Genomic DNA, 14,204 nt, shown 5'->3' on the forward strand with positions numbered 1-14,204 from the left:
GTCGGGCGGGCAATGGTTTACAGTGAGAGACGATCAATACGTGCTACGGAAATCCACGATGATCGACGACGGCCTCTTCGACGCCATAAAACGGTTGCGCGGATGGGCGCAAGCGCGCCGGCACGTGCGACGGCTATGGGTTTATGGCAGCCGACTCAAGGGTGTCCAGCGGACCGACAGCGATCTCGATGTCGCCATGGAAATTGACCCTGTCGGCAACGATGAGACGGCACGAGATTCGTGGGGCTGTCACCGCACTGAATGGGAGACTGAGATGACAGCGCTCGTCCCATATAAGGTGCACCTCCAGGACTACGATCTCACAAACCCAACGTCACGCGTCGTCGCATATATCGGCTGCTGTGCCGCATTGGTCTATCAACGTGATGATGTGGCTGAAGGATGAATCGTGATAAACGGCGATGGCGGCGAAGCCCGCATTATTTGTGACGCACGACACCAGGTCATGTCCGTTATCTCGAAGATCATGCAACGAACGAGGATGCGCGCGTTGGTCGCGCGTATCACAATTCCGCTGCTTCTCGCGATAACGGGAGCGTCGCCGCAGCACTCACTGGCCCAGCCAGGTCAGAACAGCTTGATCGGTGTGGTCACCGACGCACCAAGTTCTTCCAAACGGGTGGGTGGTCAAGTCACCTTCACCGGGATCACGACAGCAGAGCCCACGGTTGTTTGGCCAGATGGCTTCGACGAAAAGTTGTCCAAGCTCTTCGAGAACGAAAACTTGATCGTTCTCCAATTCGTTAGCACCGCCGGAGGCACCGATACCTTCTACATCGAAAGGAAGAGTAAGCGTTTCCTCGTTGTATCGGTTGGAACCTTGTTTGCCGCCTACCTAAATAACAAGTCGGTCAGCGTCTCTCAGTATCGGGGCTACATCAGATAGGTCGCCAGTGCAGTCGTGCTGGCTGAGCGTGACAGCGGCTCCGCGAACGGCCGCTTTCCACCGCGTTCACCGTCCGTTGTGGGTCGCAAGTACTCGTTCGCTTTCCGCGGGACGAGTCATTCACGACCACCGACCTGTGGCTGACAGGAAAGCGCCCCATACCCGTCTGACCGGCACCGATGCTCGAATGACGGCTCAGGCCGAATGGACTAAACCGCTCGCGCGGTAGGGGGCTGCGGCCCGTCTCTGGCGGCGAATGGGAGGCCAGTGGCGCCGGCGCTTATGTTGGTGGTTGAGGCAATCCGCCTCGTCCTCCAGCAGGAGCCCCATCATGACCTCCTCCGATCCGGGCATCAGCCCGCTGCGCCGCCGTATGCTTGAGGACTTGCGCATGCGCAAGTTCGCACCCAAGACCCAGGCCGCCTACCTGCGTGCCGTACGTCAGTTCGCCCGATACCTCGGGCGTTTACCCGATACCGCCACTGTCGAGGACCTCCGGGACTATCAGCTGCATCTGGTCGATCACGGCGCGTCGCCGGTGTCGCTGAACGCCGCGATCAGCGGTCTGAAGTTCTTCTTCGAAGTCACGCCCGGCCGGCCTGAGCTGATGGCGCGGATGCAGCCGGTACGCGTGCCTCGCACGCTCCCGGTTGTGCTCAGCCCCGAGGAGGTGCGCCGGCTCATCGCGGCAGCCGGAAACCTCAAGCATCAGACCGCGCTGTCGGTCGCCTATGGCGCCGGGCTGCGTGCGAGCGAAGTGGTCGCCCTCAGGGTCAGCGACATCGACAGCCAGCGCATGACCCTGCGCATCGAGCAGGGCAAGGGCCGCCGTGACCGCTACGCGATGCTCTCGCCGGTCCTGCTCGAACGTCTGCGCGTCTGGTGGCGCGTTGCCCGTGCCCAGGGCTGCATGCTCGATGGCGGGTGGCTCTTTCCGGGCCTCGATCCGATCGACCCGCTCAGCACGCGGCAACTGACCCGCGCCATCCATGCGGCCGCCGAGACCGCAAACATCGACAAGCGCGTATCCATGCACACGCTGAGGCATTCCTTTGCCACGCACCTGCTGGAACAGAAGGAGGATATCCGCGTGATCCAGGTGCTCCTTGGACACAGGCAGATAGAGACCACCACGCTCTATACCCAGGTTGCCACTGACCTCCTGCGCAAGGTGGTCAGTCCGCTGGACCGCCTGCCCGCCGGCTAGCCCGGCCGCACGCGGAGCACCCCGTGCTGGAGGTCGCGGATACCCGGCCTGCACCAGCCACGCAAACATGACGTTGAGGATCACCATCGCCTGCCGCTGGCTCGATGCCGACAGGGGGCCGTAGAACGGTCGCCAGCGCGGATCGTTGCGGGGATGCTTGCGTCCGCCATCAGCGGTCCACCGTGCCGCGGGTTGCGGATCGACGAGAAAGTGCTGGTAGACCAGCAGGTCTTCGTGCGTGAGCGAGGAGAGCGGTTTGCCCATCTGCAGGACGGACCACAGCAGCAGCCGTTCGGCTTCCTTGCGGTAGCTGTCGAACGTCGTTTTCGTATCGACGAAGCGGGCGAGCCACGCGCGGATCGCATCGGGATCGGTCACCGCGGCGACCTGCATGTGGCCGGTTGCGCGGTTCGTGCCGTGGTGGCCATCGAGACCGGCGGGCAGTTCGAGCGCGTCGATCGGGCGCGGGGCGGAGACGGCGGTTTTCATGGTCGCAGACGCGGCGGAGGCGGAGGTCGGGGTGTGACGTGATGATGGACTGATCCGCCCCCAAGATATCAACATTATCGCCGTAATGTCAAAATATGGCCGTCGATGCGTTAGATATGAGGCGGTTTACGTTGTATTATTTATCAGATTCCACACCAGCATGCTTCCATGGCCGACGTCTTGCCTGACGAAACCCGCCTCTCGGCTGAAATCGACCGCCTGAAAGGCGAATTCCCGAAGACCCGCGAGCTGTACCGCGAGGTCTGCGCGCTCCTGTTCTTCCGCTTCGGGATCACGCCGACCGCGAACCGGCTTTACCAGCTGGTCAAGCGCGGCAGCATGAGCACGCCGACCCAGGTGCTCGGTGAATTCTGGGCCGAACTGCGCGAAAAGAGCCGGGTGCGCATCGACCACCCCGACCTGCCCGCCGATCTGGGGCCGGCTGCCGGCGAACTGGTCGCGGCGCTCTGGACCCGCGCAACCGCCTCTGCCGAAGCCGCGCTCGACGCGCTGCGCGACGAGGTCGAGGCGCAACGCGTTGAGGCGCAACGGTCGGTCGTGGCTGCCCGCGACGAACTGGGTCGCGTCGAGACCGCGCTCGAACAGCGCACGGCGGCGCTCCTTGCCGCGCAGGTCGAGGTGCGCGAACTGGAAAAGGCGCAGGTCGAGGGCCACGCGGCGCGGCAGGGGTGCGAGGCCGAGGTCGTCCGGCTCAAGGCCGAGGCGCTCGTGCGCGACCGTGAACTGGACAAGGTGCGCGAAGGTTTCTCGCGGGATCTCGAGAAACTGCGCGAGAGCGCGGAACGCGCCGAAGAGCGCCTGCGAGCATCGGAAAAGCGCGCGCTGCTGGAGATCGACCGCGAGCGGGGTGCGGCCGCGAAGCTGCAGAAGGACCTCGATGCCGCGGTGAAGCGGGCCGACAGTCGCGGGGCGGACCATCACCGGGCGGTCGAGGCGCTGCAGGCGCAGCTCGGGGACGTGCGTCACCAGGCGGGCGTGCTGCAGGGACGGCTCGATGCCGCGCAGGCCACGAACGTCACGCTGCAGGAACAGCTGGCGGCACTGCGGCAGGCGGATATACGCGACGCCCGCCCAGCCCGCGCGAAGTCCGCCTCCACCCCGGCGCGCCCGGTGGCGACACGCCCTTCACGCGCGCCGCGCGTCACGCCCGCGCCAGCCAGCCAGACCGTAGTGCACCGCAAGCGGGGAAAGAGGGATGGAAAATAGAACCCGTCCGCGCAAGAGACGGAAGGCCCCGGTCTGTCCGCCGATCGGCGCGCTGATGCGCTATGGCGAGCGGACCGTGCGCGTGATCGCCGAAGCGAGCGGCCAGCGCGTGATCATCGGGTCGGTGCACGAAGACGGCCGCACCTTCCGCAGCACGGTGAAATGGGCTAGTCTGACCGCTCTTCACGATCAGCTCTTCTGAACGGGATGACCCAGACCATGCAGCAGCTCGACATCTTCGCCGACAGCCGTGACGTGATGTTGCGCAACGACGTGCTGGCGCCGTTGCAGCGGCGCGATGTGGCGGCCGCGCGAACGGCACTGGCGCAGTTCGCCGGCGAATACCCGGACGACGGTGCGCTGCCCGCGATGACCGTGCTGGTCCGCGAACTCGGGAATGGATCGACCGCGCCCTTTGCTGACCATGCGGCGCTGGACATCGCCCACCGTCACCTGGAGGACGGGGTGGTGCCCGCCGCCCGGCGCGTGCTGCCCGCGCAGAGCGTCCAGCCGTGGCTCGCACCATGCTGGCGAGCGCTCGCCCAGCGGGCCGCGTCCCTGGCCTTTCGCGGCGCCGGTGCCGGGAACCATGCCGAGAGCCACGCCGCACCGCTCTGGCTGCTGGCCGGAGACTGGGCGGCTGCACGTGCAGCGGTCGAGGGCATTGAGTCCTGGTGGCGCATCCCGGCACCCTTCGCGTGGATGACCGAGGCGCGCTACCGGGCTGATGGTCTGGATGCCGCGTGGCCACAGCTCGCTGGACTGGCGTGGCTGGCGCCCGCACGGTTCGCGGCGTTGCTGCCCGGACTGGGCGACGCGTCGCTCGACGCGCTACGCCAGCGCTTCGATGCGGAGTTCCCCGGCACCGGCGAGATCGACGATTACGCGTGGTTGCCGGCCTGGCTGCTGGTGGTCAAGCCGGCGCTCGCAGGCCGGCTGGGTGACGCCCGGACGCAACGTGAGGTTGCGGCATCGCGGGCCACGGTCCTGCTGGGCGAGATCCTGCGCCGGGAGCATGACGGCGACCAGCACGAACTCGTCAAGTCTGCGTCAGGCGCTCAGTCGCCTGCATGCCGGCCTGTTCGACGTGTACATGGCGACACGGAAAGTGCAGCACCGGTGAGTATGGCGATCGGCGGCCAATCACCGACGATGCCGTGGTCGCATTGGCCAGTCGGGCGGAGGCACGGAGGCGACATGACATTGAAAGCGCAGTGGTACCGGGACAGGCTCACGAAAAAAAGCCGCAAGGGCTTCTGCGGCTATCCGGTCGCAACGGTGGCCTTTTATGGGCCCGATGACAGGCGGGCGACGAAGGTTGCCGTCGGCATCGTCGCGTACGAAGGCGCGGATGCTGATCCTGTTGAGCGGTGGTTCTGTGAAACGTCCGATGCGAGAACCGATCCGGAAATCACCGAAGCAGTCGTCCGGTTCATTGAACAGCATGGTGCGCGTTCGGTCGCAGCGGTCGATCGCATCATCGGGTGCCCGCATGAGGAAGGCATCGACTATCCGGACGGCGAAACCTGTCCGCGGTGTCCGTTCTGGAGCGACCGTGACCGGTGGAGCGGCGGGTTGATCAGGTGAGGCCGGTTGGGTGCTCTCGCGACTGTGCACGGGGCAGCCGGCGTTGAAGCTGGGTGACGCTATTTCATGCGCGGAAGAGCTTCAATATGTCCAATATGCGGGACGACCCGGATTGCTCCGCTCCCGAGCCTGCTTCTATCATCAACTCCCCGCTGCCAATCGCAGCCAAACGCGCCATCGGTAATGCGTCGCCGACAGCGACCTTAGCCGGGCAGGCACGGCCCACAGGCCAGTAGCCGGCGCAATCCCCTACGGCACCTACTCGAACGACCAGGAGACAGGAATGCTCAGCGCCCATGAATTTGCGACATTGATGCTCGTCAGGGACTCGGCCGACCATATTGCCGAGCGGCAGGAACTTGACACGTTGCTCGAACGCCAGCTCGTCGCCATGGAGCAGCTTGCCGGCGGTACGGTGCGGCCTCGAATTACGCAGGACGGAGATTCCCTTCTTCGGGCCTTCGCACGCCGTCACTGAGATGTCGCACCCTATGAGCCCGCAAGCCGATATGATGCAGGCTTGAGCGTTGTTCCGGATACTTGCCGCGGCCCAACTTCGAGGGCCCGCCCGATCTGCACTGGGACAGCGCGAGCATGACGCCGTTTATGCGCCGAAGTTTACGACCGGGCTGACGACCGCGGCGGCTCGCGTCTGCTGCCAGGCGGGTCCGTACACGGCAACATGGCACGTCAGGCTGTTCGCCTCTTCGTCGCTGCATGCTAGCCGGGAAAGTGGGCGGACCAAACGCGGCTCGAGCACACGTCCGGGCGCGCCATACCGTCGACGCCTTACCTGGCGCTCGTCGCTTTCTCCGAACCATTACCTGTCCGGGCTGTCCCGATCGGCGGCACGGCGTCGTTCATTGACGGCAGCGTCTCCTTCGGCGCTGCCGCGGCGGCGACGGCGTCCGGCTGGGCGGAGTCGGCCTTCAGGTAGTGGTCGACTAGCGCAAAGAAACGCTGATAGAAAACGCCGGCAGGAATCGTCTCGCTCGCAACTTTCACCATCGAGTCATCGCTTGAGCCGATCGGCAGCGACAGCGATCCGAACACGCTCAGTCCGACGCTCGCCGACGTGTTGCTCTTCTTCAGCGCATAGCGATCCTGCACTGCGTTCACGTACGCGATACTGCTGTTGCTTTTGGGGTCGTCGGTTGTACAGACCACATGGATTTCAATCACCGCGTGCGTATCGCCGGTGGGCTGGAAATTTTTCGAGCCGTCGACCGAATCGGGCCTCGTCGAACTGGCGATATATCCCTGGCTGAGCAACGCACGGCGGGCGGCTTCGCAGGCGAGCTCTGCCTTCCCGGCGAAATTGTGCATATAAGGGCTATCGCCTGCGTCGAACTGTTCTTGCTGGTAAAGCGGCTTCGGTGTCGAGCACGCAGACAGTGCGCTCGCAAGCGCAAGCACGAAAGCCGCGGAGGAAAAGCGGAACGGGGTATGCATGGCTGAACAGGTTGGACCGGCTCGAGCGGAGAAGGGGGCCGGCGCCAGATGGCCACGACACCCAATGCTCTTGCGCTGCATGAGAGGGACACATCATGCGGCCGATCCGGCAGTGAATGGGCCGGGCCATTATAGTTTTCTTTCCCTACAACAACCTTCGACGTTCTCGTGAGCGCAGATCCGTTACGTGGTACGGCGGATGTGGCAAGCTGATATGAGAGGACGGCCTTCTCAAGTTGGTCGAGGAAAGGTGAAATTTTTGAAAAAGAGTAGGATTGCAAATCAAAAAATGCGGACGCCAGATTCTGCCATTGTCCATTGACGCCGGGCCGCCAGGCGATCCTTCAATTCTGCCCGGTGCCGACCTGCATTCATCAGATGTCGAGGCAGCGCGAAGTGCTGCCGGATCAGGCCGAAGCATGAGAGGAAACCCCGTGTGCGATGTTGCGCAGCGTAGTCAAATCGGGCAGCCTTTCGGAACTTGCGGACGGGATGTTTCAGGAGGCTCGGTGAACGTGGGGGCCTGCTGCTATTTCAACGCACGGCATGGCAGATGACATCCGCCGTCACGCCCCAAGCCTACATTGCGTTCGCCCGAGAGCTGTGCGATGCGGTAGGGGCGGGATAAATAGTCAAGCTGGCTCTGCGACCGCGGCTGACCTCAGTGGCTAATCCGTTGAGAATGCGGCAACCACACGGGAAGCAGGAGAATGGAGCGAGGGAAAATAAAGAAGAATGAGGCTCTGGATAAACCGGGCCCCGAAGAAAGTGAACCAAGAAAAGTTGGTTCCACGCAGTGAGTTTCACACTGTCAGTTTTTGACGACTTTCAGATCGCCGATGACAGCGATCGCCGGTGCATGGGAAAGGAGTGTTCGCGCTGCGGACGCTGAAAGCGGGGGAGCGCGTGTTGGAATACAGGGGTGAGGTGATTTCCTGGCGACGGGCCGCCCGCGCAGCACCGGCGAGACGGCATCGAGGGACACACGTTCTTTTTCGGGCTGGAGGACGGCCGGGTGATCGACGGCAGCCGCGGGGGCAACAGCGCGCGCTGGCTGATCACTGCTGCTCGGCGAACTGCGAGGCAGTTGAGGAGGCGGGGCGCGTGTTCAACCACGCGATCCGGGACATTACGGCTGGCGGCGAACTCTTTATCGATTACCGACTGGAGACGGACGAGCCACTTGATGGTGACCTGTGTCGGTACTACGCGTGCCTGTGCGGTGGTGCCGCCGCACCATGCTCGGGCCCCGGGAAGCGAGCGTTACCCGGGACGGGCCGGGTCATGCCGACGCTGGCAAAGTCCCGGAGCACAGCTCGTCCGGAGTGGAGCGCAAACGGCTGGCCCCTGTCGCTTGCGCTGCCGGAATTGCCCGCAATGGGTGGACAGTCAACAAGGCAGGTGTCTGGCTGTGCTTCAAGGCCTGCGGTGCAACCAGTCCCGCATCGGATGGGTGTCCAGCCAGCGGAGTTGCCGGCTCCTGTGATGTTCACGTCGGTAGTGCTCCGTCACGAGGATGGCAGCCATGATCAGAACGATCACTCCCAGCATGATTCCCGAAATTGATTCGGCCATGGCGACCTCCTGTCGAGTCGCAAACATGCTTACAGTTTAGGTGATGCGCCGGCGCGTCGGGTACTCTACCTGTTCCTTCTTGCTGCCGCCTCCTGCCGCCTTGCGCAGCCCAAACCGGGAAGGATGCGAAGAGGCTGCCACGAGCATGGGCGCGTTGATGACCCGGGTTTAGCGCTGCTTGTCCTACTCGGCAAACGGGGGCGCTACCAGGGGTAGCCTGGTCTGCCGAACGGTGATCTTGTCATCATCGCCGATCGGTTCCACATGGCATCCTCCTCGACCGACCACATTCGGCTTCGCTCGTTACGCAGACTGAAATCTGGAGGTTCGAGTATCGATTCGACCCTGACATGTGCGTTCGACGCTCTCATAAGGGCGAATTCCTGCCGTCCCGATGGCAGATCGGCGTGTGACCTCATAGGACCTCCGGCGCAAAGGCGCAAACGATTTGCCCGGCGCCATTACGTGCCGCCGCATCGCCAAGGCGCCCGATGCGGTTAGCGATGTCACGACGGACTGCAGGAGGAAAGCCTCAACGTTCCAGTGTCCGCGCTCCTGCAAAAGCTCGCCTTACCGGTTCATTTAATACCGGATGACGCAACTAACCGTCATGTTCGTCTGGGCCGCCCCTCCAACGTCGAGACCGTTTCGCAATGACGGAGCCGCACACACCGACTTTTACCGCAGTGCCGCGACAGCGCTGCTGGCCGCTGGACGATTTTCCGTCTGTCACGCTCCGGCAGCCCGCGCTGGCCGGGAAAACGGAGGGGGCGGGCGCTACCTTGGGCACGTGCGTGCGCGTTTGCGTTCGGACCGCCCGTTGCCGTACGTTGCGGGTCTGGCCAACAACAACCGATCGAACATGAATAAACAGGAACTGATTGACGCGGTCGCAGCCCGCACCGGCGACACCAGGGCCGCCACCGGCGAAGTCATCGATGCAGTGCCAGGCGCCATCACGCGCGCGGTGACCGCTGGCGACACCGTGCAACTGGTCGGTTTCGGCTCGTTCCCGACGGGACAGCGTGCGGCACGCACCGGCCGCAATCTGTCGACGGGCGCTGAAATCCAGGTTGCCGCGGCAAAGACGGTGAAGTTCACTGCCGGCAAGGCGTTCAAAGACGCGGTGAACGCACGGTGACGAAGACCGGCATCGCACCGGCCATCTACGCGGGCCTGCAGCGTGAAATCGCCGACGTGGTGGAGTCCGCGCGCGCGGCCGCCGCCCGCCGCGTCAACGCGTTGATGACGGCGACCTACCGGGAGATTGGCCGGCGCATCGTGGAGTTCGAGCAAGGCGGCGAACTCGGCTAGGCCAGCGGGTCGGTGGCACCCGGTCAACTGTCTCAGCTCGACCCGTTAGCGCCATTCGGGCAACGACGTTGAACGTCCGCTTGTCGCGAACCAACGGCCTCTTAAACAGCGTCGATGCTCGGTACAGCACGACCGATGGGTGCCCCCGCCGAATGGTCACGCCGCGGCGAACGTATCCTCGTGAAGGTCCGGCCAGTAGGGGACATCATCTGAATTGGTTGACTAGGAATCGAAGACCTTAGGCTATAGCGATGCCGATAGACAAATGCTTCCGAGTGGCTGAGAACACGGCCCGGATGAAACCAATTACTAGGTGCACGGCAGCGCGCGGATGAGTAAGACAATCGTGAACTTGTTCGCTCCGACTTTGACCGTACAGGCACCAAGCGCAAAAGTGCTCGCAATTATTTGTTAGCAGGTTGTAGCGGTTCTCACCCAACCTGGAGCGAGCCCGCTCGACGGCCTCGCCCTCCTCGTACGTCGCCAAGAGGCTCGGCTCGGTCCAGACTTCTTGACCGGCTGCGAAGCATTCGATGTCAACTTCTTCTACCGGACCGAAATGCAAGGATCCAGCAAGCCCAGCATAGTGCACTACGTTCCCATCGCCTACATAAATGCCGTGGTGTCGGTAACCGCTGCGCGGCGCAACGAGATGCGCACCAAGCACGGGCTCTTCACGAAGGCCGATATATCTCCAGTTCGACATCGTGGCTGTTCCGCTATTTTGATGGATCGTGGCGTGTCGCATGATCGGACTCTGGAAAGCTCGGCCAAGTCAAATAGAGAAAGAAGTCAAAACGGCAGCCCAAAAAGGAGGCACAGTCAAAAGACGCGTGCCTCAATATTTATGAATCTATGCCCCGGCGATTCAGCGAGAATAAACCGTGTAAACAATGGGGTCGCCGCAGACGTTCACGTTTCGCTCATGAGCAATCTGTCCGTCATTCATGACAGTTGTGAAATTGAATAGGCAATGCCAAGGGTTTTCGTCATGGACATCAATTAATGCATGACTTCCGGAAAACAGGATTGGGGGGGCGATTAAAATATCAGGGCCAGGGCCACGTCCGCCCGCGTGCCTTACGTGGAATTCGAGAATGGTTTGGTCAGTGTCGTTTACGAGATCAACGTAGTTGGCATGGGCAGACGCCGCAACTCCCGCTACCGATAATGCAGCAAGGGTTCGTGCGATATTTGGCATGGTCTTCATGGCTAGCTCCAGTTAGCTTTGAGGATATCGATTTGCCTATGTGTTACCGACGCATCGATGACTGTAGTTTTGTCCGCGCATGCGCTCCCCGAAACCCTCGATACCGGGGAAGACTCGGCATTTTTGGAAGGGCACGAGACGAGGCCCTACCAATGGGGGGTATCAACTGGGGTATCAATTGGAGTAGAAACCAGTATGATGAAGCTATAAAAGGGGACAGTTATGGAAAACGGCTACTTCAGGACCGTTTTACTGGTGGAGGACGAAGGCCTCACGCGCAGCGCCATGAAGAGTCTTATCTTGGCCAGCGAGCCACAACTTAGCATTGATGAGGCGGATGGCTTCGACCAGGCTATTTCCCGGATCGAGAGCAAGTCTTACGATCTTTTATTCCTCGACTATCGACTCAGCGGGGACCGAACGGGCCTCGACCTGCTTAAATGGCTGAAAGAACGAGACCATGAGATCCATTGTATTATGCTGTCCAATCAGGACGATCGAGTTACGGTATTCGAGTGCATTAAAAATGGAGCATGCGGATTTATTTCAAAAGCCAGTGAAGAAGGCGGTGCTGTCTTTCAGGACGCACTCAGGACAATTCTGAGTGGACGGATTTATTTGCCGAACACGGTCTTGGGAAAAGGGGGGTTTCGTCCGCAGCCGACGTCCAATACTCGCGGAATTCCTGTCGAAACTCTGAATCTTCCGCCGAGACTGACGGAGACATTGCGTTGCGTCTTGCAGGGTTTATCCAATAAAGCAATCGCAAAAAAAATGAATATCACGGAAAATACAGCCAAGGAATATTCCAGTGACTTATTGGCCCGCTTCAATGTGACTCGCCGGACGTTTCTCATCGTAGAGATGGCGCGCCGAGGCGTTGAGATTCCCAAGGCGCCCCAAAATCCATCTACCTGACATGTTCAGATGCGGAGGACTGTGAAGGCTCGATTGCAATCATCTTCAAAATACTCGTCTTAAGTATTTCGGCCGTCACTGGTTTCGTGATAATATTTTTGTCTGAGTCAATTTCGAGATTTATTGCTCCAACTTCACCTGTTATTATCAAACACGGGATAGATCTTCCCAGTTTGGCATGTGCAGAAGCGGAGACATCATAAGCAGTCGTCGAGTCTGCCAACGTATAATCTGTAATTATGAGATCAGGGTAGCGCTCAATTGAGTCCAGGATCTCGTTGAGTTGCGCAACCGAGTTTGCCGAGTCAAAAAGCACTCCCCATTGATGAAAGAGTGCTTCCGTAGCCGCGCGTACAAGTCTGTCGTCTTCTATCAACAGAACATACAGGCCCGAGATTGCACGAGCGGTTGAAGCCGGCTCGGCAGGTGGCTCGTACACTGATGTCAGCATTGGTGAGTGGCAGACCGGAAGTTCGATCGAGAATCGGGAGCCGCGACCCTCAATCGATTTAAGTTCGATCCGATGTTCGTCCAACATGGAAATCATAGCATTTACGGTTGACAAGCCAAGGCCCAATCCTCGTTCACGGTCACGCTCAGTGTTACCAATTTGAAAAAACGGCCTGAAAATAGCATCCCAATATCGCTGCGCGATCCCGATGCCATTGTCCACGACATCGATTCGCACACGATTGGCGCCTCGAACGACGCCTACAAGGACACCACACTGCCCCCCTTTTTGGAGGTCAGCATATTTCACGGCGTTGGAGATGAGGTTTGCGAGAATTCGGCGGATCCAGTACGGATCGCTTCGAACCCAAATTCTGGCATTCACCGGGCATCGTAGCCGGAGCGAGACGCCCGCGTTTGCAGAAAGCGGCGTCGATTGTTCGACTAGCTCATGAACGAGCGGCGATAGGTCAATCACGCGGTAGTCGGGACGCACTTTTCCGGACTCGAGCCTCGATAGGTCGAGCACCGCGTCGAAGAGGCGTGCCATGACGACGGACGATTTGCGCGCTTGTGTTATCAGTTTTCGAGATTCCTCGCTGTCGTCGCGCCCCGCCGCTTCCTCAGCGGCTGCCAGAAATAGATTTAATGCATGCATGGGTTGCCGGAGATCATGCGTGGCCGCAGCAAGGAAAGATGATTTTTCAAAATTGGCATCCTCGGCCGCGCGTTTTTGTTGTTCCTTTAGTGTAATTAATGCTTTTGTTTTCGCCATCTGCTCGTCTCGTGAGATTTCCAAAGCCTTGTTCTTGTCCATCATCGTTTCATTCAATATTTCTAGATGTCGGTTGGAAACAGCGAGTGCTTTCTCTGCGAAAAACCTCTCTCGGGAGTGACGCTCCGCGTGAACATTCACGCCAAGCCCGATCACAATCACATTTGAAAGCCACATCACTGCGATAAAAAGATCCCATGTGCTTAAAAAACGAAAAATAATCTGCAGAACAATGACAGCAAGAACGACAGACACGGCGAACCAACACGCGGCCTTTGGCCGAAACTGGAAGAAGCCGAACTGGAAAAACAGAACGAGGTCCAGAGAGAAGAGATACGGAACGACTTTAAACGGCGTTGGCGCGACCAATTCCGCACCAAGGAGAGACATCGCAACCGTGGCGATGGGAAACATCAAGACGACATGCGCCGTGAATTCGCGTGCGAATGAGCGGTGAAAGGAAAGCGCAACGGCGCATGCTATCGCGGCGACGCCAATCCCGCGAAAAAGTAGGAGGGCCGGCAAGATGTTCTGAAATGCAGGGGCCTGGCCCGCAACATAAAAGTCTACCCACAAGTAGCAACCCCAGACGAAGAGGCCGAGCACGCCTGACGCTCGGCGGAACCTCGCAAAACGCCTTCCATGATCTTCAAGGAACTCACGTTCGAGGTCGGCGTCGTCAAATGGGGATGGAAATGTAAGCGTCTCCGCTAAGCTGCTCAATAATTCCCGCAGCGCAGAGCCTGCTCTGCGCGGTTCGCGCTGCTGAGCAGCAGGGAAATTCGCTGACTTCATCGCATTCCGCGTGTCGCGTCGTGTCGCTTTTCACTGTAGACGAGAGACAACGCGGGCAGAGGACAATTTTTACAGCGACCGTTGTCGGCCTCATGGGAGTTGGCTCACCGACATTTCGCAGGTTGTGCTGAATTGAGGGCAAGCTAGTGACATCGTTGGCCAACATACCTTTGCTCCAAGACAGGTCTGATCGAAATCACATCAATCATGAGCGTCGGCTCGCTGTCGCGGTCTGAGTGCTTCATCGCGCTGCACGTGAGCGCTTTGCCCTTCACAGGCAATACGGCTTCGTAATAAC

General features: G+C 60.4%; 14 protein-coding genes and 4 pseudogenes. 11 read left to right on the forward strand and 7 right to left on the reverse strand.

From position 1 onward, the window contains the following. Nucleotides 1-58 precede the first annotated feature (58 nt). The 3 genes from OKW27_RS00605 (at nucleotide 59) to OKW27_RS00615 (ending at nucleotide 2,114) form a co-directional block, all read left to right on the forward strand. Nucleotides 59-406 (forward strand): nucleotidyltransferase family protein, encoded by a 348-nt coding sequence (locus OKW27_RS00605; protein WP_429332193.1) that lies wholly within the window; start codon nucleotides 59-61, stop codon nucleotides 404-406. 3 nt (nucleotides 407-409) lie between these two features. Continuing rightward, entirely contained in the window at nucleotides 410-907 is a 498-nt protein-coding gene (locus OKW27_RS00610) for a hypothetical protein (protein ID WP_429332194.1), read from the forward strand. Between the two features lie 331 nt (nucleotides 908-1,238). Next, nucleotides 1,239-2,114 carry a tyrosine-type recombinase/integrase gene (locus OKW27_RS00615; RefSeq protein ID WP_429332195.1) on the forward strand — a complete coding sequence of 292 codons (876 nt, stop codon included), beginning with the start codon at nucleotides 1,239-1,241 and terminating at the stop codon, nucleotides 2,112-2,114. A 39-nt stretch (nucleotides 2,115-2,153) separates the two neighbouring features. Here the strand turns inward: OKW27_RS00615 and OKW27_RS00620 are convergent. Further along, nucleotides 2,154-2,603: pseudogene (locus OKW27_RS00620) on the reverse strand (tyrosine-type recombinase/integrase); the annotation flags it as partial. Between the two features lie 168 nt (nucleotides 2,604-2,771). Here OKW27_RS00620 and OKW27_RS00625 point away from each other — a divergent pair. The 4 genes from OKW27_RS00625 (at nucleotide 2,772) to OKW27_RS00640 (ending at nucleotide 5,895) form a co-directional block, all read left to right on the forward strand. Next, entirely contained in the window at nucleotides 2,772-3,830 is a 1,059-nt protein-coding gene (locus tag OKW27_RS00625) for a DNA-binding protein (RefSeq protein ID WP_429332196.1), read from the forward strand. Continuing rightward, on the forward strand, nucleotides 3,820-4,032 hold the full coding sequence (locus OKW27_RS00630; RefSeq protein WP_429332197.1) for a hypothetical protein: 213 nt from the start codon (nucleotides 3,820-3,822) through the stop codon (nucleotides 4,030-4,032). The genes OKW27_RS00625 and OKW27_RS00630 overlap by 11 nt, the downstream gene beginning before the upstream one ends. 17 nt (nucleotides 4,033-4,049) lie before the next feature. Beyond that, nucleotides 4,050-5,417 carry a hypothetical protein gene (locus OKW27_RS00635; RefSeq protein ID WP_429332198.1) on the forward strand — a complete coding sequence of 456 codons (1,368 nt, stop codon included), beginning with the start codon at nucleotides 4,050-4,052 and terminating at the stop codon, nucleotides 5,415-5,417. A 283-nt stretch (nucleotides 5,418-5,700) separates the two neighbouring features. Beyond that, entirely contained in the window at nucleotides 5,701-5,895 is a 195-nt protein-coding gene (locus OKW27_RS00640) for a hypothetical protein (protein ID WP_187639394.1), read from the forward strand. Nucleotides 5,896-6,263: 368 nt separating this feature from the next. On the opposite strand, the pseudogene OKW27_RS00645 reads toward OKW27_RS00640, so the two are convergent. Continuing rightward, nucleotides 6,264-6,869, reverse strand: a pseudogene (locus OKW27_RS00645) (DUF2242 domain-containing protein); the annotation flags it as partial. Nucleotides 6,870-7,151: 282 nt separating this feature from the next. Continuing rightward, nucleotides 7,152-7,310 (reverse strand): annotated as a pseudogene (locus OKW27_RS00650) (IS6 family transposase); the annotation flags it as partial. Nucleotides 7,311-7,775: 465 nt separating this feature from the next. Between OKW27_RS00650 and OKW27_RS00655 the strand changes: the two are divergent. Beyond that, nucleotides 7,776-7,970 (forward strand): annotated as a pseudogene (locus OKW27_RS00655) (SET domain-containing protein-lysine N-methyltransferase); the annotation flags it as partial. Nucleotides 7,971-8,285: 315 nt separating this feature from the next. Here the strand turns inward: OKW27_RS00655 and OKW27_RS00660 are convergent. Continuing rightward, nucleotides 8,286-8,444 (reverse strand): hypothetical protein, encoded by a 159-nt coding sequence (locus OKW27_RS00660; protein WP_167368858.1) that lies wholly within the window; start codon nucleotides 8,442-8,444, stop codon nucleotides 8,286-8,288. An 862-nt stretch (nucleotides 8,445-9,306) separates the two neighbouring features. Between OKW27_RS00660 and OKW27_RS00665 the strand changes: the two genes are divergently transcribed. Together OKW27_RS00665 and OKW27_RS00670 are read left to right on the forward strand one after the other, a co-directional pair. Beyond that, a complete protein-coding gene (locus OKW27_RS00665; RefSeq protein WP_090812434.1) occupies nucleotides 9,307-9,585 on the forward strand; it encodes an HU family DNA-binding protein in 279 nt (92 codons plus the stop codon). Further along, nucleotides 9,582-9,758 carry a DUF1016 N-terminal domain-containing protein gene (locus tag OKW27_RS00670; protein WP_429332863.1) on the forward strand — a complete coding sequence of 59 codons (177 nt, stop codon included), beginning with the start codon at nucleotides 9,582-9,584 and terminating at the stop codon, nucleotides 9,756-9,758. Before OKW27_RS00665 ends, OKW27_RS00670 begins: the two co-directional genes overlap by 4 nt. 238 nt (nucleotides 9,759-9,996) lie before the next feature. Here the strand turns inward: OKW27_RS00670 and OKW27_RS00675 are convergent, their stop codons facing one another. Both OKW27_RS00675 and OKW27_RS00680 read right to left on the reverse strand, forming a co-directional pair. After that, complete coding sequence (locus OKW27_RS00675; RefSeq protein ID WP_429332818.1) at nucleotides 9,997-10,464, reverse strand: lecithin retinol acyltransferase family protein; 468 nt, start codon at nucleotides 10,462-10,464, stop codon at nucleotides 9,997-9,999. Between the two features lie 162 nt (nucleotides 10,465-10,626). Beyond that, complete coding sequence (locus OKW27_RS00680) at nucleotides 10,627-10,968, reverse strand: hypothetical protein (protein ID WP_429332199.1); 342 nt, start codon at nucleotides 10,966-10,968, stop codon at nucleotides 10,627-10,629. A gap of 222 nt (nucleotides 10,969-11,190) precedes the next feature. Here OKW27_RS00680 and OKW27_RS00685 point away from each other — a divergent pair, with 222 nt between their 5' ends. Continuing rightward, nucleotides 11,191-11,886 (forward strand): response regulator, encoded by a 696-nt coding sequence (locus OKW27_RS00685; protein ID WP_429332200.1) that lies wholly within the window; start codon nucleotides 11,191-11,193, stop codon nucleotides 11,884-11,886. Here OKW27_RS00685 and OKW27_RS00690 read toward each other — a convergent pair. Continuing rightward, nucleotides 11,879-13,906 (reverse strand): ATP-binding response regulator, encoded by a 2,028-nt coding sequence (locus tag OKW27_RS00690; RefSeq protein ID WP_429332201.1) that lies wholly within the window; start codon nucleotides 13,904-13,906, stop codon nucleotides 11,879-11,881. The genes OKW27_RS00685 and OKW27_RS00690 overlap by 8 nt on opposite strands. Nucleotides 13,907-14,204 lie beyond the last annotated feature (298 nt).

It is taken from the genome of Paraburkholderia sp. 35.1 (assembly GCF_050436525.1).
GTDB classification, from domain to species: Bacteria; Pseudomonadota; Gammaproteobacteria; order Burkholderiales; family Burkholderiaceae; genus Paraburkholderia; species Paraburkholderia tuberum.